This window comes from Actinoplanes sp. NPDC049681 (assembly GCF_044465265.1).
In the GTDB taxonomy this organism is placed as follows: Bacteria; Actinomycetota; Actinomycetes; order Mycobacteriales; family Micromonosporaceae; genus Actinoplanes.
The window spans coordinates 361193-386929 of sequence record NZ_JBITLP010000010.1 but is presented as its reverse complement, the minus strand read 5'-3'; the positions used below and the strand labels follow the sequence as shown (position 1 = coordinate 386929).

The 25737-nt window shown below is 70.8% G+C and carries 22 protein-coding genes and 1 pseudogene; 15 read left to right on the top strand and 8 right to left on the bottom strand.

All coding sequences use genetic code 11. The features are described from left to right. Nucleotides 1-223 precede the first annotated feature (223 nt). The gene (locus tag ACIBO8_RS34010) at nucleotides 224-2623 is read left to right on the top strand and encodes a SpoIIE family protein phosphatase (RefSeq protein ID WP_396119531.1); all 2400 of its coding nucleotides are present in this window, start codon (nucleotides 224-226) and stop codon (nucleotides 2621-2623) included. Between the two features lie 66 nt (nucleotides 2624-2689). On the opposite strand, the gene ACIBO8_RS34005 is transcribed toward ACIBO8_RS34010, so the two are convergent. Next, nucleotides 2690-4462 carry an alpha/beta hydrolase gene (locus ACIBO8_RS34005; RefSeq protein ID WP_396119530.1) on the bottom strand — a complete coding sequence of 591 codons (1773 nt, stop codon included), beginning with the start codon at nucleotides 4460-4462 and terminating at the stop codon, nucleotides 2690-2692. Nucleotides 4463-4572: 110 nt separating this feature from the next. Here ACIBO8_RS34005 and ACIBO8_RS34000 point away from each other — a divergent pair, with 110 nt between their 5' ends. After that, on the top strand, nucleotides 4573-5118 hold the full coding sequence (locus tag ACIBO8_RS34000) for a TIGR03086 family metal-binding protein (RefSeq protein WP_396119529.1): 546 nt from the start codon (nucleotides 4573-4575) through the stop codon (nucleotides 5116-5118). Here the strand turns inward: ACIBO8_RS34000 and ACIBO8_RS33995 are convergent. Further along, nucleotides 5111-7156, bottom strand: coding sequence for a phosphocholine-specific phospholipase C (locus ACIBO8_RS33995; protein ID WP_396119528.1), 2046 nt, complete (start codon nucleotides 7154-7156; stop codon nucleotides 5111-5113). The two genes, ACIBO8_RS34000 and ACIBO8_RS33995, sit on opposite strands and share 8 nt — an antisense overlap. A 195-nt stretch (nucleotides 7157-7351) precedes the next feature. Between ACIBO8_RS33995 and rho the strand changes: the two are divergent. Next, nucleotides 7352-8470, top strand: a pseudogene (rho, locus tag ACIBO8_RS33990) (transcription termination factor Rho); the annotation flags it as partial. On the opposite strand, the gene ACIBO8_RS33985 reads toward rho, so the two are convergent. Together ACIBO8_RS33985 and ACIBO8_RS33980 are read right to left on the bottom strand one after the other, a co-directional pair. Then, complete coding sequence (locus ACIBO8_RS33985) at nucleotides 8467-9261, bottom strand: peptidoglycan-binding protein (RefSeq protein ID WP_396119527.1); 795 nt, start codon at nucleotides 9259-9261, stop codon at nucleotides 8467-8469. The pseudogene rho and the gene ACIBO8_RS33985 sit on opposite strands and share 4 nt — an antisense overlap. Nucleotides 9262-9386: 125 nt before the next feature. Continuing rightward, a complete protein-coding gene (locus ACIBO8_RS33980; protein WP_396119526.1) occupies nucleotides 9387-10649 on the bottom strand; it encodes an RICIN domain-containing protein in 1263 nt (420 codons plus the stop codon). A 234-nt stretch (nucleotides 10650-10883) separates the two neighbouring features. Between ACIBO8_RS33980 and ACIBO8_RS33975 the strand changes: the two genes are divergently transcribed. Both ACIBO8_RS33975 and ACIBO8_RS33970 read left to right on the top strand, forming a co-directional pair. After that, nucleotides 10884-11522 carry a CGNR zinc finger domain-containing protein gene (locus ACIBO8_RS33975; protein ID WP_396119525.1) on the top strand — a complete coding sequence of 213 codons (639 nt, stop codon included), beginning with the start codon at nucleotides 10884-10886 and terminating at the stop codon, nucleotides 11520-11522. Between the two features lie 59 nt (nucleotides 11523-11581). Beyond that, entirely contained in the window at nucleotides 11582-12364 is a 783-nt protein-coding gene (locus tag ACIBO8_RS33970; protein WP_396119524.1) for a zf-HC2 domain-containing protein, read from the top strand. A 6-nt stretch (nucleotides 12365-12370) separates the two neighbouring features. Here the strand turns inward: ACIBO8_RS33970 and ACIBO8_RS33965 are convergent, their stop codons facing one another. The 3 genes from ACIBO8_RS33965 to ACIBO8_RS33955 all read right to left on the bottom strand — a co-directional run bounded on the left by ACIBO8_RS33965 (nucleotide 12371) and on the right by ACIBO8_RS33955 (nucleotide 13560). Next, a complete protein-coding gene (locus tag ACIBO8_RS33965) occupies nucleotides 12371-12604 on the bottom strand; it encodes a hypothetical protein (protein ID WP_366152711.1) in 234 nt (77 codons plus the stop codon). A gap of 63 nt (nucleotides 12605-12667) precedes the next feature. After that, complete coding sequence (gene mscL / locus ACIBO8_RS33960; protein ID WP_396119593.1) at nucleotides 12668-13105, bottom strand: large conductance mechanosensitive channel protein MscL; 438 nt, start codon at nucleotides 13103-13105, stop codon at nucleotides 12668-12670. A gap of 101 nt (nucleotides 13106-13206) precedes the next feature. Beyond that, the gene (locus ACIBO8_RS33955) at nucleotides 13207-13560 is read right to left on the bottom strand and encodes an anti-sigma factor antagonist (RefSeq protein WP_106126981.1); all 354 of its coding nucleotides are present in this window, start codon (nucleotides 13558-13560) and stop codon (nucleotides 13207-13209) included. A gap of 188 nt (nucleotides 13561-13748) precedes the next feature. On the opposite strand from ACIBO8_RS33955, the gene ACIBO8_RS33950 reads away from it, so the two are divergent. Genes ACIBO8_RS33950 through ACIBO8_RS33910 form a run of 9 tightly spaced genes read left to right on the top strand, consistent with a single transcriptional unit; the run spans nucleotide 13749 to nucleotide 22066 of the window. Continuing rightward, nucleotides 13749-14603: an STAS domain-containing protein gene (locus tag ACIBO8_RS33950; RefSeq protein WP_396119523.1), complete on the top strand. Its 855-nt coding sequence runs from the start codon at nucleotides 13749-13751 to the stop codon at nucleotides 14601-14603. Between the two features lie 4 nt (nucleotides 14604-14607). Further along, nucleotides 14608-15021 carry an STAS domain-containing protein gene (locus tag ACIBO8_RS33945; RefSeq protein ID WP_396119522.1) on the top strand — a complete coding sequence of 138 codons (414 nt, stop codon included), beginning with the start codon at nucleotides 14608-14610 and terminating at the stop codon, nucleotides 15019-15021. Then, nucleotides 15018-15422, top strand: a complete 405-nt coding sequence (locus ACIBO8_RS33940; RefSeq protein WP_396119521.1) for an ATP-binding protein — start codon at nucleotides 15018-15020, stop codon at nucleotides 15420-15422. Before ACIBO8_RS33945 ends, ACIBO8_RS33940 begins: the two co-directional genes overlap by 4 nt. After that, the gene (locus ACIBO8_RS33935; protein ID WP_396119520.1) at nucleotides 15419-16450 is read left to right on the top strand and encodes a SpoIIE family protein phosphatase; all 1032 of its coding nucleotides are present in this window, start codon (nucleotides 15419-15421) and stop codon (nucleotides 16448-16450) included. The genes ACIBO8_RS33940 and ACIBO8_RS33935 overlap by 4 nt, the downstream gene beginning before the upstream one ends. Further along, a complete protein-coding gene (locus ACIBO8_RS33930) occupies nucleotides 16447-17790 on the top strand; it encodes a sensor histidine kinase (protein WP_396119519.1) in 1344 nt (447 codons plus the stop codon). The genes ACIBO8_RS33935 and ACIBO8_RS33930 overlap by 4 nt, the downstream gene beginning before the upstream one ends. Next, entirely contained in the window at nucleotides 17787-19325 is a 1539-nt protein-coding gene (locus tag ACIBO8_RS33925; RefSeq protein WP_396119518.1) for a SpoIIE family protein phosphatase, read from the top strand. The genes ACIBO8_RS33930 and ACIBO8_RS33925 overlap by 4 nt, the downstream gene beginning before the upstream one ends. 40 nt (nucleotides 19326-19365) lie before the next feature. Further along, entirely contained in the window at nucleotides 19366-19902 is a 537-nt protein-coding gene (locus tag ACIBO8_RS33920) for a PadR family transcriptional regulator (RefSeq protein WP_396119517.1), read from the top strand. Continuing rightward, on the top strand, nucleotides 19899-20588 hold the full coding sequence (locus ACIBO8_RS33915; protein ID WP_396119516.1) for an ABC transporter ATP-binding protein: 690 nt from the start codon (nucleotides 19899-19901) through the stop codon (nucleotides 20586-20588). The genes ACIBO8_RS33920 and ACIBO8_RS33915 overlap by 4 nt, the downstream gene beginning before the upstream one ends. Further along, a complete protein-coding gene (locus ACIBO8_RS33910; protein ID WP_396119515.1) occupies nucleotides 20585-22066 on the top strand; it encodes an FtsX-like permease family protein in 1482 nt (493 codons plus the stop codon). The genes ACIBO8_RS33915 and ACIBO8_RS33910 overlap by 4 nt, the downstream gene beginning before the upstream one ends. 43 nt (nucleotides 22067-22109) lie before the next feature. On the opposite strand, the gene ACIBO8_RS33905 is transcribed toward ACIBO8_RS33910, so the two are convergent. Beyond that, a complete protein-coding gene (locus tag ACIBO8_RS33905; RefSeq protein ID WP_396119514.1) occupies nucleotides 22110-24197 on the bottom strand; it encodes a S9 family peptidase in 2088 nt (695 codons plus the stop codon). 145 nt (nucleotides 24198-24342) lie between these two features. Here ACIBO8_RS33905 and ACIBO8_RS33900 point away from each other — a divergent pair, with 145 nt between their 5' ends. Then, nucleotides 24343-25497, top strand: a complete 1155-nt coding sequence (locus ACIBO8_RS33900) for an FAD-binding oxidoreductase (RefSeq protein ID WP_396119513.1) — start codon at nucleotides 24343-24345, stop codon at nucleotides 25495-25497. Nucleotides 25498-25737: the final 240 nt, after the last annotated feature.

Below are 25737 nucleotides of genomic sequence, written 5' to 3'. Positions count from 1 at the left end.
TGACCCGCCAGGCCATCCTGGCATTTCCGGTGATGCGGATCAATCGGTGAGGGCCCGGTCGCGGGCTCGGCCGAAACGGGGTCAGGCCCGGCGCGAAGTGGGAGAATGCGGCATTATGGCCCAGTTTGCCCCCCGATGCCTTCACCGTAAGCGGCACTGACGGACCGGCGGGTGCCGGGAGATGATGACATCGAGGCAGCACGAGATGTCCGGAGGTGGAGGCGTGGTGACAGCGGGCGCCGGCACGTCGTCGGACGCGGAGCTGCTGGCGCTTCTCGACAGTGATGCGCAGGGATGGGTGCTCGCCCGGGCCGTCCGGGAGGACGGCCGCATCGTCGACTTCGAGCTGACCTACATCAACGACGCGGGCTGCCGGCTCGTCGGCCGCACCCGCTCCGAGCTGGTCGGGAAGCGGTACCGGCAGCTGTGGCCGGAGACCGTTCACGACGGCACGCTGCCGCTGTACTGCTCGGTGGTCGAGACCCGGCGGCCGGCGACCCGGACGGTGTATTACGACCGGGCCACCGTCACCGGGCACTTCGAGTTCCGGATCGGCCCGTACGGCGACGGCTTCGCTGTCCGCTTCGTCGACCTGCGCCAGGTCACCGTGACGCCCCGGTCCTCGGGCGGCACGCGGCTCTACGACATGCTCGACGCCGCCTTCGACGGGTTCACCCTCCTGCACCCCGTCCGCGACGGGGACGGCGAGATCGTCGACTTCGTCTGCGAGTACGTCAACCAGATCGGCGCCAAGCTCACCGGGCGCACCGTCGAGGACATCATCGGGGAACTCCTCAGCGATGTGGTGCCGGAGAGCTGGACGGACGGGATGTTCGAGCGCTACCGCGCCGTCGCCGAGAGCGGTGAGCCGTGCCGGGTGGAGCTGAACTATCCGGAGATCGGCCAGGCCTGGGAGGTCAACATCGGCCGGGCCAGCTCCGGCTTCGTGGCGGTGTCCTTCCGCGAGGTCACCGAGGAGGTCGACCGGCAGCTGCAACTGACCCGCAGCGTCGCGCTCGCCGAGCAGGCCGCGGCGCGGGCCCGCAGCCTGCAGCAGGCGACCAACGCCCTGGTCGCCGCCAGCACCACCGCCGAGGTGTACGCCGCCATCGGCTCGGTGTTGCGCCCCTCCGCGGGTGGTCAGGGCCTGGCCCTGCTGCTGCTCAACGACACCCATCTGCGGCTGCAGTACCACGCCGGGTACGAGCCGGATGTCGTCGAGCGGCTCGCCGCCTTGCCCCTGGACCACCCGTACCCGGCGACGGCGGTCGCGCGTACGGGACAGCCCCGGTATCTGACCTCCGTCGCCGAGTTCGACGCCGCGCAGCCCGACCCCGTGGTGGCCGTACCTCGTGGGGGCCGCAAGGCCTGGGCCTTCCTGCCGCTCGCGGTCGCCGGCGAGGTGCTCGGCACGCTGGTCGTGGGCTATAGCGAGCCGAGGACCTTCGAGGTCGAGGAACGGGACCTGCTCACCGCGCTGGCGGGTCTGAGCGCCCAGGCCCTGCAACGCGCGCTGCTGTTCGAGGCCCGTACGTCCATGGCGGCCGCGTTGCAACGCGCGCTGCTGCCCGCCGAGCTGCCGCAGATCCGGGGCCTGCGCCACGCCGCCCGCTACCTGCCGTGGAGCCACGGCGTCGACGTCGGCGGCGACTGGTACGACGTCATCGCCCTGGGCAACGGCGTCGTCGGCATGGCGATCGGTGACATCGCGGGCCACAGCGCCGCGGCGGCCGCCACCATGGGGCAGGTCCGCAACGCGCTGCGGGCGTACGCCACCGAACGTCACACCCCGGCGGCGGTGCTGCACCACGTCAATCAGCTGATGCTCGACCTGCACCTCGACACCATCGCGACGTGCTGTTACCTGGAGCTGCACCTCGCCGAGGCCACGGTCACCGCGGTCATCGCCGGGCACCTGCCGCCGGTGCTGCGTACCGCGGAATCCACCGACATCCTCGAGCTGCGCCGGGGGATACCGCTGGGGGTGGCCCGGTCAGCGGTCTATCCGGAGACGACCTTCGTGCTGCCGCCGGGGGCGAACCTGGTGCTGTACACCGACGGCCTGGTCGAGGACCACCGGCACCCCATCGACCAGGGTCTCGACGAGCTGTGCCAGGCCCTGCGCGACGCCCCGAGCCGGGACCCGGACGCGATCCTCGACCACGTCCTGAGCAGCGCCGTGGGACCGCAGCCGCGCAGCGACGACGTCGCGGTCCTGTGCCTGACCAACGACGCCTCCGCGCCGTGCCCGCCGTACGCGCGGCGATGGTTCCGGGGCGAGGCGATCAGCGCTTCGGCGGCGCGGCGGTTCGCGGCCGACCTGCTGGCCGCGTGGGGTCAGCAGCCGCTCGCGAACGACGCGCTGCTGCTGCTGGACGAGGTGGTCACGAACGCCATCCAGCACACGGTCGGCGACGTGCTGGTGGAGCTGCGGCTCGAGCGGGATCTGATCGTCGCGGTCAGCGACTCCAGCGACCGCGCACCGCAGCCGCGATCCCCGGACGCGGACAGCGAGAACGGCCGCGGCCTGCACATCATCGACCACCTGGCGTCGGCCTGGGGAACCGAGCCGCAGCCCGGCGGCGGCAAGCGGGTGTGGTTCCGGCTCCCGCTCACCGCCTGAGCATGCGGAACGGCGCCCCGGACCCTGAGGTCCGGAGCGCCGTCCTGGTACGACTGACTGCTGCTACTACCGGTTGCCGTTGAGCACCGACGGCGGCAGCGGCGTGGCGACCGGCGGCCGGCCCTGCGCCGCGGTGTTCGCCCGCAGCGACGAACGGGTCTCGTCGTTGGTCGGCAGCGGCTCCTTGAACGGCTGGTACTCGCCCTCACAGACCGTGCCCGTGGCCGGCAGCGTGCCGTTCAGCAGGTACGCGTCGATCGCACCGGTGGCGCACTTCGACGTGCCGTACGAGGTGTGGCCCCAGTTGGTGTTGGAGAGCAGCCGGCTGTTCGGCAGGCGCCGGGCGGCCGAGACCGCGTCGTCGTAGTTCGTCGCCGGGTCCCACTTGGTGCCCACGATCAGCACCGGCGCGGCGGTCCGACGGGTCCACGGTCCGGTGTACGCGTCCTCGTCGTGCACGGTCCACGTGTTCCGGGCGCACTGCGCGGTGCCCCAGCCCCAGGCGCGGCCGAAGTACGGCGCCCGCTTGTCGGCCTTCTCCATCATCGCCGGCCACTTGTCCGCGTCCTTCGGGTGCAGACCGTCGGTGCAGTCGACACCGGCGAACGTCTCGAACCCGTTGTTGTACGGGAAGTCGCGGCTCGGCTTGGACCGGGCGTCCTTGATCCGCTGGATGAGCGTGGTCCGCGCCTTGGCGGCGGCGGCCGGGGACGGCGGGTTCAGCGTCGTCCAGATGTCCTCGGCCGTATAGGTGACCGAGTCGCCGGCAAACGGGCTGTAGAGGGAGCCGAGGACGCCACCGATGAAGTCCGCGTAGGTGACCGTGTAGCTTTCGCCGCCCTCGCTGACGACGAGTGGCTTCTGCCGGAGCTTCTTCGCGATGGTCTCGAACCGCTTGACCGGGTCACCGGCCGAGAAGACGCAGTACCGCTTGCCGGCCCGGTCGCACCGCTTGAGGATCTCCTTGAGCGCGCGGTACGCGCCCTCGGCCGACTGCAGCCGCTGGTCCTGCTCCTGGTCCGCCGTCTGCTGCGTGCCGACCCAGTGCTGCGGGTCGAGCACGCCGTCGACCACGATCGCGCGGAAGCGCTCCGGGAACATGTTGGCGTAGTACTGCCCGATCGCGGTGCCGTAGCTGAAGCCGAGGTAGTTCAGCTTCGTGTCGCCGACCGAGCGGCGCAGCACCTCCATGTCGCGGACGACCTCGGCGGTCGACATCGCGCCGGTCAGCGGCTTGCCGGTGGTGGAGCACGCCTGGCCGAACTTCTTGGCGGCCTTGACGTACTTCTTCTCCTGGGCCTTGCCCCACGGGAAGGCGACGTTCATGTCGGCCAGGACCTTGGTCTGCTCCCGGACCGACGGGAAGCAGTGCACGTTCTCACTCGCCGCGATGCCGCGCGGGTCGATCCCGACGACGTCGAAGCGCTTGAGGATCGATTCGCTCAGGAAGCCGGGCGCCGCGAGCGCGATGTCCGTACCGGATCCGCCCGGACCGCCCGGATTGACGAACAGGGTGCCGATCTTGTGCTGCTGATCCTTGGCCTTGACCCGGAGCACGGCGATCTCCGTGGTAGCGCCGTGCGGCTTGTCGTAGTCCAGGGGCAGGCGAGTGGTGGCGCACTCGGCTATATCGAAACACTTGTACCAGCCGAGCTTCGGGGCCTCGATGCTGTCGACACGCTGCCGCTCCTTGGCGGTCGTCGTGTCGAACGTGGCGGCCGTGGCGGCCGCTGCGGGCCGTCCTGCGCTCGGTGCGGCCGTCGACGGCGTCGCGGCGACGCCGACGAGCAGCACACCCGCGATCCCCGCCGTGCCGAGCCGTCTCGACAAGAGTGACATCCTCGTCCCTCCGTTAATCCTGCGGCCGGGCGCCGCAGAATCAGGATCGTAAGCAGTCGATGCCACTCATTGATCAACGGGTACGTGCGGGGTGCACCTAGGGTGTCATCGTGACCACGGCGACCGTTGCTCAGCTGACGGCGGCGGCCGAACGCGTCGGACGGTTGATCGCCGGCGTCAAGCCCGATCAGTGGGGCGATCCGACCCCTTGCGCGGGCTGGGACGTGCAGGCGCTCGTCAGTCACCTCGTGCTCGGCAACGTCGTCGACGTCTCGGCGCTCACCGCCCGGCCGATGACGTTCCGCAGCCTCCAGGCGGGTTTCGACGAGAGCGCGGCCGACCTGGCGGCGGCCTTCCGGGCGCCGGGTGCCCTGGACCGCACCGTCGAGGTGCCGTTCGGTCGCGTCTCCGGGGCGGTCGCACTCCACCTGCGGCTGACCGAGCTGCTGGTGCACGGCTGGGATCTCGCCCTTGCCACGGGCCAGCCGCCCGCTTTCGCCGACGAGGTCGTGGAGCAGGAGCTCGCGCACACCGCGCCGATGCTGACCGGGATGCCCGTGGGCCGGCGTCCTTTCGCGGACGCGGTGGATCAGCCGCCGTCGGCACCGGCGCTCGACCGGCTGGCCGCGCGGCTCGGCCGCCGCCCGCTCAGCTGATCAGGCCGCCCATCAGCGGGTCGGTGATGCTGTCCTTGCCGTTCTCGACATGACCCGCGCAGCGGTACTCCAGGTCCGTGCCGTCGGTGACGGTGAGGTCGTACCAGCCCCGGGTACGGACCACGGACCACGCCTTCGTCGCCGTCTGCCCGGCCTTGAGGGACACAGTGGACCGGCTTGATGTGTACGCGTCCCGTACCGTCAGCTGGAGTCGCCGGGTGCCCGGGTTGCGGAACGTCAGCGTGACCTTTTCCGCCCGTGAGTCGTAGTCCGTGCGCACGCCGATCGTGCCGCCTCGGAAGCACCGGTGGAAACCGTTCGGGCCGTGCACCTCGACGTCGTACCGGCCGAGGGCGGACCAGGTGCCCGTGAGTGTCTTGCCGGGTTCGACGGTGTAGCTGCGAGGTTCCTCGCCCTCGCGGGTCGAGCGGGCCTGGAACACCGCCGTGGCACGGCCGACGTTGCGGAACGTGATGGCCAGGGTCTCGCCGGTGACTTCGCCGTCGGCGTGCAGGGCGTACGGGAGAGGCCGCGCCGGCCGTACTCCCTTCTCCTGGCCGGGCAACTCCTGCTCGGCCGGCGGGACCGGGACCTCGTCGGGGTGGCGCACCAGGTCGGCGGGCTTGAAATCGTCGGTGTCCGGCAGCCGCACCGGCCGGGCGCGGTTCGGCGTCCGGAAATCGAAGGCGCTGGTCAGGTCGCCGGTGACAGCCCGTCGCCAGGGCGTGATGTTGGACTCGACCAGGTCCGGCCGGCCGTCGCCGAAGCGCGTCTCGAGGAAGCGGATCAGCGACGTGTGGTCGAACAGCTGGGAATCGACCCAGCCGCCGCGGGTCCAGGGCGAGACCACCACCATCGGCACCCGGATCCCCAGTCCGTAGGGCCCGGCCGGGTGGCCGGCGCCGCCCGGGAAGATCTCGTTCGTCGTGGGCACCGTGGAGACGCCGGGGGTCGGCGGCGCCAGATGGTCGAAGAAGCCGCCCTCCTCGTCGTACGTCACGAAGAGGGCCATCTTGCTCCACACCTCGGGATGGTCGGCGAGGATGTCGATGACCTGCGAGACGTACCAGGCGCCGTACGCGGGTTCCCAGTTCGGGTGCTCGGAGTAGGCCTCCGGCGCGACGATCCACGAGACCGCCGGCAGCCGGCCCTCGGCGACGTCCCGCCGGAAGTCGCCGAGCAGCGCGTCGGGGTCGCGTCCGAGGGCGTTGACGTTCGTACCCGTCTTGGCCCGGCCCGCGAGCGGCGTGCCCGGCGCGGCGTTCTGGTACTGGTGGAAGTAGAGCAGCGAGTTGTCGCCGTAGTTGCCGATGTACGGGTCCTGCGTCCAGCCCCAGGAACCCTCGGCGGTCAGCCCCAGTCCGACGTCCTGGTACACCTTCCAGGAGATGCCGGCGCGCTCCAGCCGCTCCGGGTACGTGGACCAGTCGTACCCGGCCTCGGCGTTGGTGATGACGGGTCCGCCGCCCGTGCCGTCGTTGCCGACCCAGCCGGTCCACATGTGGTAGCGGTTCGGGTCCGTCGGGCCGAGCAGGGAGCAGTGGTAGTTGTCGCAGACCGTGAAGGCGTCCGCGAGCGCGTACTGGTAGGGCAGGTCCTTGCGGGTGTGGTACGTCATCGTGGTGACGCCCTTGTTCGGCACCCACCGGTCGTAGCGGCCGCCGTTCCAGGCGGCGTGCCCGTCGTCCCAGCCGTGCGGCGGGTCGGGCAGGAAGGTGCGGCCCAGGTCCGGGACGTCGGGCCGGAACGGCAGCAGGTCCGGGCCGCCCGGTTGCGGCTGGTGCCACACGGTCTTGCCGGAGGGCGTACGCATCGGATGCGGGTCGGCGAAGCCCCGCACCCCGCGCAATGTGCCGAAGTAATGGTCGAACGACCGGTTCTCCTGCATCAGGAAGATCACGTGCTCGACGTCGGCGATCGTCCCGGTGCGGTGGTGCGCCGGGATGGCGAGGGCCTTGCTCAGATCCAGCGGCACTGCCGCGGCGGCGGCCGGCAACCCCGCCATGCGCAGGAACGTACGGCGATCGACTGCACCCATGACCAGCAAATTAGCCGTCCAAGATGGACGTGCGGTAGCCGTCAGCCGAACCGTGCTACCTTTACTGCAGCCGCGCCGTGGATGCCGGTGGCATGCCATTCCTGGATCGTGCCGCCCCCACAGGCCTGATCGGCGATCTGCTCTTCCTCTTCGCGTCCTTGTTGCGACGCGCTCTTCTGGAGTACCCCTATGACGGACAATCCCCGTAAACCCGGCGTCGACGTGCCCGTCGACGCCCTCCTCGACATCGTCGACAACCGCGCCTGGCTGCGCGCCGACGGCTACCTTCCCGGTCCGGAGGACATCCCGGTATCCCTTGACCAGGTCCGTCGCCTGGATCTGCGCCGCGGCGACCGGATCACCGGCGTCGCACACGTCGACGGACGCAAGCCCGGCACGCTTCAGGTGCGTACCGTCAACGGCCGCGCACCGGGCCGCCGGCCGGAGTTCTACCGGCTCACCGCCCTCTACCCGCAGCAACGGCTGCGGCTGGAGACCGAACCCGGCCTCCTGGCCACCCGCGTCATCGACCTCGTGATGCCGATCGGCAAGGGCCAGCGCGCCCTGATCGTGGCGCCGCCCAAGGCGGGCAAGACCACGGTGCTGCACCAGGTCGCCAACGCCGTCACCCGGAACAATCCCGAGTGCCACCTCATGGTCGTCCTGGTCGACGAGCGGCCCGAGGAGGTCACCGACATGCGCCGCTCGGTCGGCGGCGAGGTCGTCGCGGCCACGTTCGACCGCCCGCCGCAGGACCACGCCGCGGTCGCCGAGCTGGCGATCGAGCGGGCCAAGCGTCTGGTCGAGCTCGGCGAGGACGTCGTCGTGCTGCTCGACTCGATCACCCGGCTGGGGCGGGCGTACAACCTGATCGCGCCGGGCCGTGGCCGTACGCTCTCCGGCGGCATCGACGCGTCGGCGCTGCACCCGCCTAAGCGATTTCTCGGCGCGGCGCGCAACATCGAGGAAGGCGGCTCGCTGACCATCATCGCCACCGCGCTCGTGGAGAACGGTTCCGCCATGGACACCGTGATCTTCGAGGAGTTCAAGAGCACCGGCAACGCCGAACTCAAGCTCGACCGCTCCCTGGCCGAGGCCCGCCTCTTCCCCGCGATCGACCTGGCCGCCTCCGGCACCCGGCACGACGAGAGCCTGATGGCGCCGGCCGAGCTGGCGATCGCGGCCCAGATCCGCCGCGCGCTCAGCGGCCAGGGGCGGGACGGACTCCAGCAGCTCCTGGAACAGCTGCGGACCACCGGCTCGAACCGAGAGTTCCTGCGCCGGGTGGCCCAGTCCCTGGCCGTTGCCGGTTAGTAGACCCAGACCTTCGTCTTGAGCGGGATCTTGTCGCTCGACCAGAGGTAGTTCATCGCCGAGATGGAGAGCCGGGCGCAGCCGTGCGAGGCCGGGTACGGCGGCACGCTGGTCGCGCCGTGCACCGCGATGCCGCCGTTGAAGTACTTCGGCCGCCACAACAGGCCCAGCGGCGCCTTGCGCCAGCCGTCGATCTGGCGGGAGACCTTGAAACGCCCGCTCGGGGTGTCGGCGAGGTACGTCTGCCCCTCGTGCTCGTAGTGCTGGTTGGAACCGGTCGAGGTGTTGAAGACCTCGGTCACCTTGCCGTCGTCGACGAGCATCAGGAGCTGGCGCTTCTTGCTGATCTCGATGACCCGGCCGCTCGTGCTGCGCGCCTTCGGGCGTACCCCTCGATCCAGGGCCTTCTCGGTCTTGGGTCCCACCACGCCGTCGCGGGTCAGGCCGGCCGCCTTCTGCAGCGCGTAGACCGCCTGCTGGGTCTGGGAGCCGAAGGTGCCGTCCGCCTTGCCGTTCCAGTAGCCGAGCTCCGTGAGCCGCTGCTGCAACGCCGTGACCTTCTCGCCCTTCGCCCCGCTCTTGAGCTTCTGGGGCTTGGGGGAGGGCGCGGTCGTGGCCGGTGCCGACGGATCGGGCGCCGGCTCGGACGCGGACGCCGAGGGCTCCGGGGCGGTCGTGGCGGTGGTCGTGGAGGGCGCGGGCGCAGCCTGGTCAGCGCCGCCCTTGTCGCAGCCGGCGATCAATGTCGCCGCGGCAACCAGCGCCACGGCATACGTCAGAGCTTTGCGCACCACGCCTCCCTCGCTACCCGATGATCACATGCGAAAACCGTTCATGGTTGCCGATGCGGGCTCAAGGGTGCCACGACGATGCACGTGGCGGCGCGGCCGGCGCGGTGGCCGGCCGCGCCGCGGGCTCAGGGCTGGGCGATCAGGCGGAAGCTCTGGGCCGCGGTTCCGTTGCACGTGTATTGGACGAGCTGCACGCCGTCGGCGGTCGAGGCGGCCGGGACGTCCAGGCATTTGCCGCTGTTGCGGTTGACGAAGTGGTAGTAGCCGTCACTTTCCGGGACCGACTGCCACTGCTGGTTGGCGCCGCCGGAGTACGCCCACGTCTGGATCGGCGCGTTGTCCGCGGTCGACACGTTGGTCACGTCCAGGGCCTGGGCACTGTTGCCGCGGTTGTTGATGCGTACGTACGCGCCGCTCGTCGTGGCCAGCTGGTACTGCTGCGCGTTCGAGGCGTTGCAGGCGTACTGCTGGATCGGCGTGCCGCTGGTGGTGCCGGCGCCGCGGGCGTCGACGCACTTGCCGCTGTTCTTGTTGACGAGGGAGTACCAGGTCGGCACGGGTGTGCCGGTCCCGCCGCCGCCGAGCCAGAGCAGGCCGTTGATCAGCCACTGGTTCTGCTGCGCGCTCGCGAACGTGGACGAGGTACGGGTGTTGGTCTCGTAGTTCATGGCGTTGTGACCGAAGTTCGCGTACAGCATCTTGTAGTTGCGGTTGGTCCAGATCAGCGGGTAGTAGCCGCTGCGCCACTGCTGGTTCGGGTCGGTGCCGACCGGGAAGCTGGACGCGTCGATCGAGGCGAGCACGTCGATGTCAGGGTTCTGGCGCAGGTCGCGGCTCCACGAGTACCACTCGCTCACCGAGGACTGGATGGTCGCCGGTAGCCCGGCCGTGGATGGGTGGTTGCGGTCCTCGATGCGCAGCGTCTCCGCGGTCGGCCCCCAGGTGTTGGTCTGGAAGTTGCCCGAGCCCAGGAACGTGTTGTGGTACCAGCTCCAGGAGTTCGCGTCGGTGGTGAAGGCGCTGACGTGGAAGCCCATCCAGGCGCCGCCGCTCTCCATGTACTGCTGGAAGGCGGCCCGGCGCGACGCCGGCGGGCCGTCGTCGAGGAACATGATCACCTTGTACGCGGCCAGATCGGTCGCGTTCAGCCGGTTCCAGTCGGTGGTGGACTCCCAGGTGAAGCCGTACTGGGCGCCGGCGCGGGGGAACCAGTCGCGAGCTTCCTTGTCGAAGTCGATGTGCGCGGCGTCCCAGGTGCCGTTGTAGAAGGCCAGGACCTTGAAGGGGGTGGCTGCGGCGGCGGGCGCGGCCGGCGCGACCAGGGTGGCGGCGGCGGTGAACAGGCCCGCGGCCGTGGCCAGGGCACGCCGGAGCGGTTGTCGAACCATGTCGGTTCCTCGCAGTGAAGTGGGGATCGAGGGGATGGCGGCCGCTGCCAGATATCTTCTGTCATCGATGTAACTGGACACAAGGTTAACAACTCTAATAGTTAATTCAAGTACCGATTCTCCAGATGATCAACAGGGCGTCAGGAGGCGAATGCGCAGCGTACGGCGCAGGTGCGGGTGCGATCGGGCGACCGGTGGATGTGGGCGTGAAAAAGAATCAAGTACCCTTCGCCTATGTCATGGAAGGCAAGTGCCCGGCACGGCGTACGCGAGGCGCCCGCCGGCCTCGCCCTCCTGCAGGACTTGATCAACACCCGGGCGACCATGTCCTACGCGCCGGATCTGCTCGCGTCGCCGGACGACGCCCAGCGCTGGCTGAGCGACGCGCTGGCCACCTGGTCGCGCGTGGCCGGGCTCCCCGCGCCCGTCATCCTGCTGTCGTCCACCGATATGCGCTCGCTGCGCCGCCTGCGTACGACGTTCGAGGGCGTGATCCTGGCCGGCAGCGGCCGGGGTCCGAGCCAGGACGACGCGCTGCCACCCGCGGACGTGCCGGTGACCCTGGTGCCGGACGCCGAGGGATGGGTCCGGATGATCCCCTCGGGTCGGGGCACCCGCTGGCTGGCGTCGGCCCTCTGGGCGGAGGCCCTGCTCGCGCAGCAGGCCGGCCTCTGGCCCCGCCTCAAGCTCTGCAACAACGTCGAGTGCCGGGCGGCCTTCTTCGACACCTCGCGCAACAACAGCGGCGTCTGGCACGACGTGAGCACCTGCGGCAACACCGCGAACCTGCGCGCCTTCCGCGAGCGTAAGCGCCTCATGGGCGGCACGGGCGGCCAGGAAGGCCCCTCCGTGCAACGGCCTGGCCTGCCCTGACGCGCCGAAAGCCGGTCCGCGCCGGGAACCCTGCAGCCGCGACGAGCGACTATGGGTACATGGCGTGTGAACGGTGGCGCGAGATGCTGTCCGCGCAACTGGACGGCGAGGACGATCCGGCCGATCGTGACCGGGTCGACGAGCACCTGGCCGGGTGTGCCGGCTGCCGGGAGTGGCTCGATCGGGCCGCCGCGGTCAACCGGCTGACCCGTACGGGCGCGGTCACGGACGTCCCCGACCTCAGCGATGCGATCCTCGCGGCGCTGCCGCCCGTGCCGCCCGCCCGGGCCCCGTGGCGGGTGCGGGCGACCGCGGCGCTCTACGTGGCCCTGGCCGCGGTGGGTGCCGTGCAGCTCATTCTCGGGCTGAACCAGGTCGGCGGCGGCAGCGGCAGCCTGCACGTGCACGCGGGCGCGGACGCGACCCCCGGGCACCTGTGGCACGAGTCCGCGGCGTGGAACGTGGCCGTCGGCGCGGGCTTCCTCTTCATCGCGCTGCGGCGCAGCCGGCCGACCGGCCTGGTCCCGATGCTCACCGCGTTCGTGGGGATGCTCCTGCTGCTGTCGGTCAACGACCTCTCGGCGGCCCGGGTCGACGGCACCCGCCTGGTCAGCCACGGCTTCGTGATCCTCGGTTACCTGATCGTGGTGGCCCTGCCGCGGGTCGCCGGCGATCCGGCCGAGCCGCCCGGCAACCGGTCCGGGATCGGCGAGCGCTGGCACCTGGTGCAGGAGCAGGGTGAGGCCGGGGCGCCCCTGCGCACCCCGAGGCTGCGCCTGGTGCCGGGCGGGCCGGCCACCGCGGCACACGAGCCGCCGGGTGGCGGGCGCCGGGCCGCCTGAGCCGGCTCAGCGCTCGCGCGGTCGTACCGACAGTTCACGCCAGTCGTCGGCACCGGTCAGCAGGGCGCGGACCATGTCCAGCGCGGCGTCCTCGCTGTCGTACTCGAAGAAGTGGGAGACCCCGTCCGCGCCGCCCGCGCGCTGCTCCACGTACCACTGGTCGCCGCTCGTCCGCAGATACACGTCCTTGCGGGCGACGCGTCCCCATCTGCCGTTCCACCAGTGCTTACGCTGCTCCATCCCGGCACTGTATCGAACATCTGTTCGAACAGCGCCGGGTGGGTTGATCTTTTCCGAAAGAGATCAGCGCGGCGGTTCCTGGTGCCGGCCGAGGATGTCGTTCACCGCTCCCGGCGCGACCTGCTGCCGGACCAGGGCGTCGCGGATCTCGGTCAGCAGCTTGACCTCCTCGCTCGGCGCTGCCGGCGGCGGCTCCTCGCCCCGCCTGCGCCGCTCCGCCAGCTTGTTCAGCGGGTAGACCACGAGGAAATACAGCACCGCAGCGGTCAGGAGGAAGGTGATGACCGCGTTGAGAAACCCCGGGATGTCGAACTCAACACCCCGGATCTTCGGTTTGCCTGCGTCCAGCCCGGTGCCGCCGCTCATGAGCTGGATCAGTGGCTTGAGGAACGCGTTGGTGAACGAGGTGACCACGGCGGTGAAGGCGGCGCCGATGACGATGCCGACCGCGAGGTCGACGACGTTGCCGCGCATGATGAAGTCTTTGAAGCCTTTGAGCATCGATGTCACATGCACTCCTGCGGAGAGAGCCGGGGGGTTCGGAGGCAGCACTTGCCCTCGACCGTTCCGCGACAAACTACGCCGTTCGGCCCCATAAAGCTTCAGTCGAGCGCCGGCTCCTCGGCCGTCACGGCCTCGTCCACCGTCGGGTAGGTGTGCAGCACCTCGACCAGCCCGGAGACCTCGAGGATGCGCAGCACCCCGCGCTGCGGTGCGGCCAGCCGGACCACGCCGCCGGCGTCGTCGGTGCTGTTCTTGGCGCGGACGAAGACGGACAGCCCGGTGGAGTCGCAGAACGAGACCTCGGCCAGGTCGAAGACCAGGCGCGTGCGGCCCTTCTCCAGCAGGTCGCTGATCTGATCCTGCAGTTGGGGAGCGGTAGCCATGTCGAGCTCACCGGCCACCGACACGACGACCACGTCGCCGCGCTGTTCCGTTTGTACCGTCAGGGACATTCAGGACCTCCCAGTTATGGCCAGAACGTTACTCCACGCGGCGGGGGATCCGCAGAACGGGGAGACCGGCTGACCATGGGATATTAGTTGGCCGACAACAAGTAACAGCGGGTCCCGATGGTAAAGTCCGCTCCGGCTGCCCGCGACCTGCGGCAGGTCCGGTTCGGCGGAGGTCACAGGAGGCAGCGGTGGGGCTCAGTTCGGACGAGGGCAGTCGCTTCGCCGACCTGCTGCACGAGCACGAGGGCACGATCGTCTCGTCGTGGACCGACGCGATCGCGGCGTCGCTCCGTGGCCGGCTCAGCCACGTCGAGCTCCAGCGGCAGACGCTCGAGCTGCAGAAGGGCTTCCAGTCCGCGCTCGGCGGCGGTGCCGAGGAGATCAACGACGACGCCGCGGCGGAGCTCCGGGCCCAGCTCAGCGAGCTCTCCACCACCCGCGCGCGGCAGGGCTTCTCGGCCACCGAGACCGCCGTGAGCGTCTTCGCGCTCAAGGAAGCGGTCCTCAAGATCCTCGGCGACGACGCGGACGCGCTGCGGACGTACGTGGCCTTCTCGGCGTTCGTCGACCGGGCCGGCCTCTTCACCTTCGACAGCTACGCGCGGGCGCGCGAGGAACTCATCGCCGACCAGGCCGAGCAGCTGCTCGAGCTCTCCACCCCGGTAGTCAAGCTGTGGGAGGGTGTGGTCGCAGTACCGCTGGTCGGCACGCTCGACTCGGCCCGCGCCCAGGTGGTCATGGAGCGCCTGCTGCAGACCCTGGTCGACACCGGCTCGCCGTACGCGATCATCGACATCACCGGCGTCCCCGCGGTCGACACCCAGGTCGCGCAGCACATCCTCAAGACCGTGGTGGCCGCTCGGCTGATGGGTGCCGACTGCATCATCTCCGGCATCCGCCCCCAGATCGCCCAGACGATCGTGGCGCTCGGCATCGAGTTCGGCGACATCGCGACGAAGTCCTCGCTTGCGGATGCTCTCCGGCACGTGCTGCGCAAGATGGGTGACAAGGTCCCGCAGAAGTCCGCGCGCCGGGAGGGCTGAGCCGATGGACCGCGTGCCGATCCTGAAGATCGGCGACATCCTTCTGGTCTCCATCCAGATCGACATGGAGGACCAGGTCGCCCTGCAGCTGCAGGAGAACCTGGCCGACCGGATCGTGGCGACCGGTTGCCACGGCGTGATCATCGACATCAGCGCGCTGGACATCGTCGACTCGTTCGTGGGACGGACCCTGGCCACCATCGCCTCCATCTCCCGCGTCCTCGACGCCGAGACCGTCGTCGTGGGCATGCGGCCCGCGGTCGCGATCACCCTGGTGGAGCTCGGGCTCTCGCTGCCGGGCATCCGCACGGCGCTCAACGTCGAGCTGGGCATGGAGCTGCTGGCCCGGGAACGGTACGAGGACGAGAGCGATGACCTCGACGACGACGCCGACGAACCCACGGTCACCGCGCCATGACCGACGGCGCCGAGCGGATCACGGTCAGCTCCGACCAGGATGTCGTCCGGGTCCGCCAGCTGGTGCGTACGGTCGCGGTGGCGGTGAAGCTGTCGCTGGTGGACCAGACCAAGCTGGTCACCGCCGCGAGTGAACTCGCCCGCAATACGCTCGTCTACGGCGGTGGGGGCACCGTCGAGGTGACCCGGGTGGACAACGGACGACGCTCCGGCATCCGCATCGTTTTCGCCGATCAGGGGCCGGGTATCGCGGATCTCGACCTGGCGCTGACCGACGGCTACACGACCGGCGGCGGCCTGGGCCTCGGGCTCAGCGGTGCCCGCCGGCTGGTCGACGAGTTCGACATCGACACGGCGGTCGGCCGGGGTACGACCATCAGCGTGACCAAGTGGTGCCGATGAGCGGAGGCGCGGTGGCGTCACTACCCGAGGGGCTTCTCGACGGGGGGGTCTGGTTCCGGGTGGAGGCCGCCGGTACAGCCGCCGCCGCCCGCCGAGCCGCAGAACGTCTCGCCATCGAACTCGGCATGCCGGAGCTGCGGATCGCCGACCTCTCGATCGTGGTCGCGGAGACCGCGGGCAACCTCGTCAAGCACGCCGACGAGGGAATGCTGCTGCTGCGTGCGGTCCGCGCCGACGACCTGGCCGGCGTGGAGATCATCGCCATCGACCGGGGCCCGGGCATGGCGGACGTACGCCGATCCGTGGGCGACGGGCACTCCACCGCCGGCACTCTCGGCATCGGCCTCGGCGCCATCGTCCGCCAGGCGAGCTGGAGCGATCTGCACTCGGTCCCCGGCCGCGGCACGGTGCTCGCCGCGCAGATCTGGCCCGGGACGCCTCCCGAGCCGGCCTGGGCCGCCGGGCTCACCCGCCCGTTGACCGGCGAACCGGTGTGCGGGGACGGGTACGCCTTCCGGGATATCGACGGCCGGCGCCAGGTGATGGTCTGCGACGGCCTCGGGCACGGGCGCCTCGCCCACGCGGCGGCGCAGGAGGCCGTACGCGTCTTCTCCGCCGCGGCCGCCGCGCCGCCGGCTGCGCTCCTGGACACCTTGCACCGTACGCTCGGACACACCCGCGGAGCCGCCCTCGCGATCGCCGAGCTCGACCCGGCACGGGGTCAGGTCCGCTATGCGGGCCTCGGAAACATCTCGGGCACGGTCCTGGCGCCGGACGGCGGACGCCGCGGCATGGTCTCGCTGCCCGGCATCGCAGGGCACCAGCGGCGGCAGATCCGCGAGTACGAGTACCCGCTGGCGCCCGGGGCGGTGGTGCTCATGCACTCCGACGGTGTGGTCGACCGCTGGAACCCCGCCGACTATCCCGACCTGCTGTCGCATTCACCCCAAGTCGTCGCGGCGACGGTGCTCCGCGACGCCGGCACCCGCCGCGACGATGCGGGCGTGCTCGTAGCGCGGTTGCCATGAACCGCGAACCGTTGATGCGGATGCGGATCCGGGTGGAGCAGGACGTCTTCGCCGTCCGCCAGCTCGGCCGCGAGGTGGCCCGGGAGATGGGCTTCGAGTCGCAGGACCAGACCCGGCTGGCCACGGCGCTGAGCGAAGTCGGCCGGTTACTGGTCGCCGCCGGACGCGATACGGACGTGGCGTTCACGACGACGGTCGACGGGGTACCTACTCTGCAGGTGGAGATGGCACATCCGGTGCCCGGCGACGGTGCCCGGCTGCGCCCGCAGCTGACCCAGGTGAGCCGCCTGGTCGACACGATGGAGGTGGGGGATGGGGCGACCGGTACGGTCGTGCGGATGTCTCGACGTCTGCCGCCGAGCTCACCGGCCCTGACCCCGGACCGTATGGACGAGATCCGCGACCGACTCGCCGGCCACGTGCCGGGTACGCCGTTCGACGAGCTCACGCTGCAGAACCAGCAGCTCATCGCCGCCCTCGACGAGGTGCGGGCGCAGCGGGACGACCTCGCCCGGCTCAACGCCGAGCTGGAGGAGACAAACCGCGGCGTGATGGCCCTGTACCACCAGCTCTCCGACGAGCTGGAGGAGACCAATCGGGGCGTCGTAGCCCTCTACGCCGAGCTGGACGAGAAGTCGGTGCAGCTCCGCGCGGCCAGCGAGGCGAAGAGCCGCTTCCTGGCGAACGTCAGCCACGAGCTGCGCGCCCCGGTCACCGCCATCATCGGGCTGGGCCGGCTGCTCACCGACCAGTCGAGCGACGAGCTCACCGAGGAGCAGTCCCGCCAGGTCGAGCTGATCCGGTCCTCCGCGGCGGACCTGCTGTCGCTCGTCAACGACCTGCTGGACCTGGCGAAGGCGGAGGCCGGCCGGATCGAGCCGAACTGGTCCGATGTGGATCTCAAGGCGGTCTTCGGTCAGCTCCGTGGCACCCTGCGGCCGCTCGCCACCCGGCCCGAGGTCGAGTTCGTGGTCGAGGAGCCGGCGGTGCCCCGGCTGCGCTGCGACGAGGTGCTGCTCGCCCAGATCCTGCGGAACCTGCTGACCAACGCGATCAAGTTCACCGCGGAGGGATCGGTGCGGCTCAGCGTGGCGCGCAACGGCGACGACGTCGAGTTCACGGTGGCCGACACCGGCACCGGCATCCCCCCTGAGCTGCACGAACGCATCTTCGAGGAGTTCTACCAGGTGCCCGGCAGCACGGCGCTGAGCGGCAAGGGCACCGGGCTCGGACTGCCCTACGCGCGGCGGCTCGTCGGTATCCTGGGCGGCGCCATGCGGGTCACCTCCACTCCCGGCGAGGGCAGCACCTTCGTCGTCTCCCTGCCGGTGTCGCCATGACACCGGCCACCGTCCTGGTGGTCGACGACAGCGCCACCAAGAGGTACCTCCTGGTGAGCTGGCTGACTCGGGCCGGGTTCACGGTGGTCGAGGCGGAGACCGGCGGCGCCGCGCTGACGCTGCTCGGGCGTACCGAGGTGGATCTGGTCGTGCTGGACGTGAAGCTGCCGGACATGAGCGGCTTCGAGGTGTGCGAGCGGATCAAGTCCGATCCCGGGTACGGCGTCCTGCCGGTGATCCACGTGTCGGCGCACGCCGTGGACGTGGTCGACCGCACCCAAGGGCTGAACCGGGGTGCGGACGCGTACCTGGTGGAGCCGATCGAGCCCGACGAGCTCATCGCGACGGCCCAGGCGGTGCTGCGCTACTACCGCGCCCGGCAGCGCGCCGAGTCGCTCGCCGCCCGCATGGTCAAGCTGGCCGAGACCACGCTCGCGATCAACTCCGCGTCGACACTGGTGGGCCTGCTCCAGGCGGCGGCGGACGGGGCGTACCAGATCTTCGGCGGCCCGGTGGTGGTCGTCGCCGAGACCGCGGACGGCGACGGCCTGGCCGCCGTCGCCACCGGCGGGATCGCCGTCGTGCGGCCCTGGACGGTCGAGCACCACGAGACGGCGGTGGGTTCGACCGTACGCACGGAGCAGCCCTCGGCATGGAACCTCACCGAGTGGCCGGAGCAGGAATCCGTCGCGGTGGCCTCGGCGAAGCTCCGCGCCGACCGCACCCCGGCGTACGTGGCGGTGCCGAGCAGCTCCCAGACACCGGGCTTCCCGGTGCTGCGCCAGCTCGCCCAGGCGGTCGCGGCGGCGGTGGAGGCCCAGCGCTCGTACGACGAGGAGCACCGCATCGCGGTCACGCTGCAACGCAGCCTGCTGCAGTCCCGCCTCCCGGACGTGCCGGGTCTCGAACTGGCGGTGCGCTACGAGCCGGCCGGCGCCCAGACCGAGGTCGGCGGCGACTTCTACGAGCTCACCATGCTGGACGGCCGCCTCCTGGTGGCGATCGGCGACGTGGCGGGCCACTCCCTGCACGCGGCGACGGTGATGGCGGAGCTGCGCCACGCGGTCCGCGCGTACGCGGTGGAGGGTCACCCGCCGGGCGCCGTCCTCGAACTGGTCAACCGCTTCATGCGCACGGTCCTGCCGACGGAGTCGGCGACCCTGTGCCTGCTCACCCTGGAACCGGACTCGGGCCGGATCAGGATGGCGAGCGCGGGCCACCTCCCGCCGCTGATGCACGTCGCGACGACCGGGGCCCGCTTCATCAACCAGCGCGGACCGCTGCTGGGCATCAACGCGTCGCGCCCGGAGGACATGGAGTTCGTGATCCCGCGCGGCGGCACGCTGGTCCTCTACACCGACGGCCTGATCGAGCGCCGGGACAGCGACATCGACGTGGGTCTCTCGGCGCTGGCCGCGTGCGCGAGCGAGGTCGAGCCGAGCCTGGACGCGTTCTGCCAGCGGTTGCTGGCGCAGCTCGCGGGGGCGGGCGAGCAGGCGGACGACATCGCCGTGGTGGCCCTGCGACGCAGCTGACCGCTTGACGCGGCTATTCACTCGGTGAATAGTACGCGCCATGTCGACGTCGCACGTGCTGCTGGGGCTGCTCGCCGCCGGCCCCCGGCACGGGTACGACCTCAAGCGTGCCCACGACGAGCGGCTCCCCCAGGCCAAGCCGCTGGCGTACGGGCAGGTCTACTCGACCCTCGGACGGCTCGAGCGGGACGGCTTCGTTGAGCAGCACGGACAGGACCGCGAGGGCGGGCCCGACCGCACCTCGTACGCCCTCACCGACGCCGGCCGGGCCCGGCTCACCGAGTGGCTGACCAGCGTCGAGCCCCCCGCCCCGTACGTGACCAGCACGCTCTTCGCCAAGGTCGTGGTGAGCCTGCTGGTCACCGACAGCGGCACGACGACCGACTACCTCGTCGCCCAGCGCGCCGCGCACACCGCCCGGCTGCGGGAGCTGACCGCCGTGAAGACCGACCGGTCCGCGACCGTCTCGGACATCGCGGCCGCCGACTACGCCATCGCCCACCTGGACGCCGACCTGCGATGGTTGCAGGTCACCCTGCTGCGCGTCGCCGAGCTGCATCGAGAGGTGAACGCATGAACGCTCTGCTTAGGGGCTCAGCACTCCATCGTGCGTACGGCCCGACGCCGGCCCTGCGGGGCGTGGACATCGAGATCGGCGAGGGGGAGATCGTCGCCGTCACCGGACCCAGCGGGTGCGGCAAGTCGACGTTGCTGCACTGCCTCGCCGGCATTCTGCGCGTGGACTCGGGCGAGGTGCACTATCGCGACCAGGACATCGCCCAGTGGACCGAAGGCGCGCGGTCGCGGCTGCGACGTACCGATTTCGGGATGCTGTTCCAGTTCGGTCAGCTCGTGCCGGAGCTGACCGCGGCCGAGAACGTCGCCCTGCCGCTGCTCCTCGCCGGTGCGCGCCGGCGGGAGGCGCGCAGGGCCGCGACGATGTGGCTCGGCCGGTTCGGCGTCGGCGAACTCGCCGACCAGCTGCCGGGCACGATGTCCGGTGGCCAGCAGCAGCGCTGTGCGGTGGCGAGGGCGCTGGTCACCGAGCCGAAGGTGCTCTTCGCCGACGAACCGACCGGCGCGCTGGACGTGCTCACCGGCGAGCAGGTGCTGAGGGAGATCGTGCACATCGCCCGCGAACAGGGCACGTCCGTCGTGCTGGTCACCCACGAAGCGCAGATCGCCGCGTACGCCGAACGCGAGATCGTCCTGCGCGACGGCGTGGTCGACACCAGCGGCCTGGGACTCGGAGCCCGCGCATGAGGCCGGCCACGCTGCTGCGGCTCGCGGTGGCGGGAAACCGGACCGACCGTCTGCGTACGGTGCTGACCGCACTCAGCGCCGCCCTGGCCGCGGTCACCCTCCTCGCCGCCGCGACGGTCGTCGCGATCCAGGGCGAAGCCGAGCGGTACAGCAGTGCCCTGCTGGCCGAGAGCGGTCTGCGGCCCGGAGTCGCCACCGCCCTGATGTTGCTCGCCATGCCCGCCCTGGCGCTCGCCGGGCAGTGCATCCGGCTGGGCGCCCCGGCCCGCGACCGGCGTCTCGCCGCCATCCGCCTGGCCGGCGCCACCCCGGGTCAGACCGTGCTGATCGCCGGCGCGGAGACGATCGCGGCGGCGCTACTGGGCTCGATCGCGGGGTTCGGTGGCTTCCTGCTCCTGCGGGAGATCCTCGAGCGCCGGGACGCCGAGGGCATGCTCCTGCTGCCGACCGACGTGCTGCCGCCACCGGTGCCCATCGCCGTCGTCCTGCTGACCGTCCCGGTGATCGCCGGCCTGGTCGGGACGGTCCTGCTGCGCCGGGTCGTGATCAGCCCGCTCGGCGTCGTCCGGCGGATCCGCACCCGCGGACCGCTGCCCTGGCCGGGAGTGCTGATCGTCGCCGGCCTGCTGCTCTTCGCGCTGCCCAGGTGGCTGGGGTCGATCGGCGGCACCGTCCTGACGACGATCCTGTCGGCGGGCGTGGCGCTCACCATGCTGGGCGTCGTGCTCGGCACCGGCTGGATCGGCCACACCACCGGGCGCCTGCTCCGCCGCTTCGGGACCCGCCCGGCCATGCTGCTCGCGGGGCGGCGACTGACCGGCGACCCGTGGAGCGGCAGCCGTACGCTCGCCGCCCTGCTCGCAGGCGTGGTCGCCGGTGCCATCGCCCTCGGTTATCGCGCCAAGGTGCAGACCGACTTCCGTGCCGTCGAGCTGTACAACCAGGCGGCCGGCGGCGACTCGGGGGCGGGCTTCGCCGCGGACGAGGGCTTCTACGTCGGGGCCATCGATCTGGTCATGGTGGCGGTCGGCGTCGGGATGACCGTCGCGGCCGCGGGGGTGCTGGTGACGCTCGCCGAGAGCATCGTGGCACGGCGACGCGCATATGCGGCGATGACCGCGGTCGGGGTGCCACGCCTCACGCTTTCCGAGGCGGTGCTGTGGCACACGCTCACGCCGCTCGTTCCGGCGCTGCTGCTCGCGCTCGGCTCCGGGCTCGGCATAGCGCGGCTGATGGGCACGGAGGCCACAGTGGGGAACTCGAGCACCTACATCTGTGACGCGGCTTGTCAGGCGGGCACGGGGGAGCCGGTCGAGGTGCTCAATCCCCCTCACGCGGTGACGGTGGCTGTGCCCGTACCCGTGGAGACGTTGGCCCTGCTCGGCGGCGGAGCGTTTCTCGCCATGGTGATCGTCGCGGGGTTCGGTCTGCTGGTCCTGCGATCGAGCACGGACCTCGAGGAACTCCGGGCCGGATGACGGCGGCGGGCCCGGTCGAACGGGGGCGGGCCCGCCGGCGAAATCAGGCCAGGCCGACCGTGCCGAGGATCCAGGCGGTCACGAACGCCTCCTCCTTCCAGGAGTCGTAGCGGCCGCTCGGGCCGCCGTGGCCGGCGCCCATCTCGGTCTTGAGCAGGTACGACCCGTCGGGCGCCGTCGCGCGCAGCCGTGCGATCCACTTCGCCGGCTCGTGGTACAGCACGCGGGTGTCGTTCAGGCTGGTCACGGCGAGGATCGCGGGGTACTTCAGCTTCGCGACGTTCTCGTACGGGCTGTACGACTTCATGTACGCGTAGACGTCCGCGTTCTCCAGCGGATTGCCCCACTCCTCCCACTCCGTGACCGTCAACGGCAGGGACGGGTCCAGGATGGACGTCAGCGGGTCCACGAACGGGACCTGGGCGACGATGCCGGCGAACGCCTCCGGGGCCAGGTTCGCGATCGCGCCCATCAGCAGGCCGCCCGCCGAGCCGCCCCGGGCCACGATTCGGTCGTGGCTGGTCCAGGACGCCCGCACCAGGGCCCGCGCGCAGGCCACGAAGTCGGTGAAGGTGTTCTTCTTGGACAGCATCTTGCCGTCCTCGTACCACCGGCGGCCCATCTCGCCGCCGCCGCGGACGTGGGCGATCGCGTAGACCATGCCGCGGTCCAGCAGCGAGAGGCGGGCGATGGAGAAGTACGGGTCCATGCTGATCTCGTACGAGCCGTAGCCGTACAGCAGCAGGGGCGCCGAACCGTTGCGCGGGGTGCCCTTGCGCGCCACGACCGAGATCGGCACGCGCGTGCCGTCGTCGGCCACCGCCCACTCGCGGAACTGCTCGTACGCGGTCGGGTCGAAGTCGCCGAGCACCGCCTTGCGCTTACGCAGCACCATCGCACGGGTGATCAGGTCCACGTCGTACACGGAATCCGGGGTGACCATGGACGTGTACGTGATCCGCACGAGGTTGGTGTCGTACTCCGGGTTTCCCGACAGGCCCACGCTGTAGAGCGGCTCCGGGAACTCCATGTCGTACGCGTCGGTGCTGCCGTCGGTGATCACCCGCAGCCCGGTGAGCCCGTCGCGGCGCAGCGAGACGACCAGGTGCCGCTGGAACGCGTCGACCGACTCGAGCCGGGTGCCCGGCGTGTGCGGGATCAGCTCCACCCAGTCGCCCGGATTGTCCACCGACGTGTACGCCAGCGCGAAGTCCTCGGCGTTCTCGTTGTGCAGGACGAGGAAGCGGTGGCCGTGGTGCTCGATCGAATACTCGACGCCCTGCACGCGTTCCCGGATCACCGCCGGCTCGGCCGTGGGGCGGTCGGCGGCGATGACCCGTACCTCTGAAGTGACCTTGCTGTTCGCGTCGATGACGATGAACTTCTCGCTGCGGCAGAGCTCGACACCGACCCAGAACCGCTCGTCGGCCTCCTCGTAGACGATCACGTCGTCGGACGCCGGCTGCCCGACGGTGTGCCGCCACACCCGATGCGGCCGCCAGGCGTCGTCGACCGTGATGTAGAACAGGGTCGAGCCGTCCGCGGACCACGCGCTGCCGTAGAACGTGTCCGGGATCTCGTCGGCCAGCGTCTCGCCGGTACGCAGATCCTTGACCTTGAGCACGAACCGCTCGTCGCCGTCGAAGTCCACCGAGTACGCGAGCCGGTTGCCGTCGGGCGTGACGTCGAACGTGCCCAGCGCGAAGAAGTCCTTCCCCTCGGCCAGCTGGTTCCCGTCCAGCAGCACCTCCTCGCCGGGCAGCGGCGCGCCGTCACCCGTGGCGGGCGGATCCACCTGGCCGGGCGCGGCCGCCACGCGGCACTGGATCCCGTACTGCTTGCCCTCGACCGTGCGCGTGTAATACCAGTAGCCGCCCTTGCGCTGCGGCACCGACAGGTCCGTCTCCTGGGTGCGGCCCTTGATCTCCTCGAAGATCGTGTTCTGCAGGCCCTCCAGATGCGCGGTCGCCTTCTGCGTCCAGGCGTTCTCCGCCTTCAGGTACGCGATCGTGTCCGGGTTCTCCTTCTCGGCGAGCCAGAAGAACTCGTCCGTCACGGTGTCGCCGTGAAAGGTGCGCTCGGTGGGCACCTGGCGTACCGCCGGCGGGGTCGTGGGCATCTCGGTCGTCACGCCTGACCACGTTACCGGGCAGGTGAGAGGCGTCCAGGACGGACCGCTACTTCGCCCCGATGGTGGGTCTCCCCGGCGCATTCGAACATGTGTACGATATGCCAGAGTGGACGATCTCCTACAGTGATCAATGGCGGGGGGTGTGATGGGGACGGATCTGCCCGCACGTGAGCCGTTGCTCCGAGCATTGATCGACATCTGCGGTCCGGACTTCGCCCGGAGAGCGGGCGCAGCCGACGCGGTCGCCGGTCGGCTGGCCAGTTTCGTGGCAGCCCCCGCGACCACCCACGCCGTCGCCGACACGATGCGCCTGGCAGCCGAACGCGGCCTCGGGGTCATCGCCCGCGGCTCCGGGTCCAAACTCGACTGGGGCACCCCACCGCCCGGGGTCGACCTGCTGCTGGACACCCGCCGCCTCGACGGCATCTGGCACCACGACATGCGCGGGATGACAGCGGAGATCGGTGCCGGCACGCCGGTCAAAGCCGTCCAGGCGGCCCTCGCCCTGCGCGGCCGGCGCCTCGCCGCCGACCCGCCATCGCCGTCGGCCACCCTCGGCGGCATGCTCGCCCTCAATGAGACAGGACCGCTGCGCCACCGCTTCGGCACGGCTGCCGACCAGGTCAACCACATCGCGTACGTGACCAGGGACGGCGAAGCGGCCACCTCGGACGGCGAGAACGGCCGCCCCGGCATCGCGGAGATCGACGGCATCATCCTGTCGGCCCACGTACGCCTCGAACCGCTCCCGGCCGCGCGCCGCTGGGTCGCCGCGCCGGTCACGACACCCCGCGACATCAACGACCTCGTCCAGGCAACGGCGGCCCGGCACGTGACCCCGAGCGCCATCGAGGTCGACCTCTCCGCAACGCCGCCGACGGGAGTCCTTGCGGTGCTGCTCGAAGGCGACCCGGACGAGGTGGCGGACCGCGCCGCCCGCCTGCAGAAAGCCTTCGGCGACCACGCCACCGCGTCGCCCCTTGCACCGCCGTGGTGGGGCCGCTACCCGTTCGGCCACGGCGATGTGGCGCTGCGCATCGCGGTGCCGACGGCGGATCTCCAGGCGGCGGTGTTCGCTTTGCGGGACGTGGCGGGGATGCCGGTGCCGGTGCGGGGGTCGGCTGGGCGGGGGGTTGTGCATGCGGTGTTGCCGGGGTCGCTCGGGTTGGAGCGGGTGGAGGGGATTGTCGACGCTGTGCGGGGGGTCTTGCTTGCGCGGGGTGGGAGGTGCATGGTGATCTCCGCGCCGCGGGCGATCAGCGAGGAGCTTGATATGGCTGATCGGCGGGATTTGTTCTAGGGGTGTCTTGATTGCCGGTGGCCTGCTTGCGTGGGCTGGCTTGGGTGGGCTGCTTGCGTGGGCTCGCTTGCGTGGGCTGGCTGCCGCCGGCCGACTTTGCTCGGACGGATTCCGCGCTGGTATTCCCGGGTCAACTGCCGCGGGCCGGCTTCGCTTCCGCTTGCCGGGCCGGCTCCGGGCCCGCTTGCGGGGCTAGCTCGCTGGCCTGGTTGCCGGGCAACCCTCCGGCTGGTTTCTCGG